The organism is Oleiagrimonas sp. (assembly GCF_027858935.1).
GTDB lineage: Bacteria > Pseudomonadota > Gammaproteobacteria > Xanthomonadales > Rhodanobacteraceae > Oleiagrimonas.
In genome coordinates this window covers 1-2,349 of sequence record NZ_JAQIBU010000087.1, presented here as the reverse complement: position 1 = coordinate 2,349, position 2,349 = coordinate 1, and the positions used below count along the sequence as shown (strand labels likewise).

Annotated in this window: 3 protein-coding genes and 1 pseudogene; 2 read left to right on the top strand and 2 right to left on the bottom strand. The window is 64.3% G+C overall.

Translation table 11 applies throughout. The annotated features are described in order from the left end of the window. Positions 1-330, top strand: a pseudogene (locus tag PF446_RS03375) (arginine decarboxylase); the annotation flags it as partial. Between the two features lie 25 nt (positions 331-355). Here the strand turns inward: PF446_RS03375 and PF446_RS03370 are convergent. Next, positions 356-1,108, bottom strand: coding sequence for an SDR family NAD(P)-dependent oxidoreductase (locus PF446_RS03370; RefSeq protein WP_298069733.1), 753 nt, complete (start codon positions 1,106-1,108; stop codon positions 356-358). Positions 1,109-1,224: 116 nt separating this feature from the next. Between PF446_RS03370 and PF446_RS03365 the strand changes: the two genes are divergently transcribed. Continuing rightward, on the top strand, positions 1,225-1,830 hold the full coding sequence (locus tag PF446_RS03365) for a hypothetical protein (RefSeq protein WP_298069732.1): 606 nt from the start codon (positions 1,225-1,227) through the stop codon (positions 1,828-1,830). A 36-nt stretch (positions 1,831-1,866) separates the two neighbouring features. On the opposite strand, the gene PF446_RS03360 is transcribed toward PF446_RS03365, so the two are convergent. Next, positions 1,867-2,349: SPOR domain-containing protein (locus tag PF446_RS03360; RefSeq protein WP_298069729.1), on the bottom strand; the 483-nt coding region annotated here is incomplete at its 5' end.

Genomic DNA, 2,349 nt, shown 5'->3' with positions numbered 1-2,349 from the left:
CATGCGCTCAAGGCGGGCGAGTCGTACCGGCTGGGTATCTTCATGGTCGGTGCGTACCAGGAGACATTGGGCGACATCCACAACCTGTTTGGCGACACCGATGCCGTCAACGTGCGCTGTGACGGTGAAGGTTTCCGCTTCGACCATGTGCGCCGGGGCGACACCGCGGATCTGATGCTGGACTATGTCGGGTACGCGTTGGACGATTTGCGCTCGGCGTATGCCGACAAACTCGCGGCCGCGGGCATCGAAGGTGCCGAGGCGCAAGCGCTGCGTGCCTGGCTGGAAGCCGGCCTGACCGGTTACACCTACCTGCATGAATTCCCGTAGGCGCGGTGCCTGAGAGCCGGTCGCTTCAGTCGCGGTGGATCTGCAGGCCGGCAGCGGACTGGCTGGTCGGCATGATCTCGATGCGGTTCACGTTCAGGTGCGGCGGCAAGTGTGCGATCCAGGACACGGTCTCGGCGATGTCTTCGGCCTTGATCGGATACGCGCCGTCATAAAGCTGTTCCGAGGCCTTCTGGTCGCCGCCGGTGCGGACCAGGGTGAATTCGGTTTCGGCAATGCCCGGCTCGATCGAGGTCACGCGCACGCCGGTGCCGTGCAGGTCGGTACGCAGGCCCAGCGAGAACTGGGTGACAAAAGCCTTGGTACCGCCGTAGACGTTGCCGCCCTTGTAGGGGTAGGTGCCTGAAATGGAGCTGAGGTTGATCATCGCTCCGCGGCGCTCGATCAGTCTGGGCAGCAATGCACGGGTCAGCGTCACCAGCGCGGTGACATTGGTGTCAATCATCTGCCGCCATTGTTCCAGGTCGGCGTTCTGTGCCGGTTCGGTACCCAGCGCCAGACCCGCGTTGTTGACCAGCAGGTCGATGTCGGAGAACCCATCTGGCAGGGCGTCGAGCGCGGCCTGCATGGCGTCTGCATCGCGGATATCGAAGGCGGACACGTGCACCCGATCCGCGCCATGGCGCTCGACAAGGTGCTGCAGGCGTTCGGCACGCCGGCCGCAGGCCACCAGTCGCCATCCCTCGCCCAGAAGGCGCTCGGTAATGGCCGCGCCGAACCCGGAGGTGGCGCCCGTCACGAAGGCTGTTTTCATCGTCATCCGTCCAGTCTACTTTGTTGCTACCGGGTTGGTGCAACCCCCTCCGGCGTTGCTGGTGTCATCGAGGACCGTGTGGCATATGATCGAAGGATTGGTGGCGACGCCCGAGGGAGATCATGGCGCAGACGATGTGTTCGGTCACAATGACCGGCAAGGTGCAATCCGGCAGGGACGCGCCAACGGTATGGCGCAGGGTCGAGCATCTCCTGAAGCTGGATGCGGAAACCTTTCGGCAGCGGTTTCTGGCGCGTGTGCCAATTACCCTTCAGGCCGCCAATGACGAAGTGGCCCGCAGACAACATGCCGCCGTGCTTGCTTGTGGCGCAGACGCCGAGTTGCTCGAAGAGGATGACGCGCCACGCCTGTGGCTGCGTATCGATCATGAAACGCATGGGCCCGTCAGCCATACATGGACCCGCGCGGCACTGACCCGGGGAGATCTGGATCCGGGCCTGCTGGCCTGTGAACTCGGTGAGCACCAGTGGTTGCCGCTGCGCGAACTGTTCGAGGACGAGGCGCCTTCGGCCAAGCAGGCTCCGATGCAACAGAACGACGGGGCCTGCGGACAGCTGTCGACACCAGCGGCAACCACTGCACAAAAGCGGCAGCGCCCGCGCTCGGGTTTGCTGCCGGGCTGGGTGATGACCGGGTTCGTGATCATGGTTGCGACCGCGATCCTGGCGGTCTTCGGCCTGCTGATCATGCGCGGCTTGCTCGGTTAGTGGATGCCGCCGCTGCGCGCTTTTGCGGATTCTGGATCAGTGCTCTTTCAACGCGATCGCGTGAATGCCTGCCGAGGCCAGACGCTGCTTGACCGATTCCAGTTTGGCGGCCGACGGGAACGGTCCCAGTCGCACACGGTTCCAGGTGTTGCCGTTGATGGTCACGGGCTGCACCTTGGCCACGAAGCCCTGCAGCGCCAATTTGGCCTTCATCGCCTCGGCATCCGAGGCGCTGGGGAACGAGCCAACCTGCAGCAGGTAGCCTCCGGAGTCGGCCGGCGGCGTGTTCCCGGGCTGCTCCTCGGCTTTGGCCTGTCGGCTGATCTCGGCATCGGGGATCACCACTTCCTTTTCCGGAAGCACCGAGTAGAAGTCGTAGCTGGGCTTTTTCTTGCTCTGACCGGGCTGGTCGGCGACGCCGGGCTCGCTGTTGCTCGGCACGCTGGTGTCGGGGTTGGCCTGCGGGCCGTTGTGTTTGCGGCTCATCGGAATCCAGCCGCCACGGGTGGCCATGGCCAT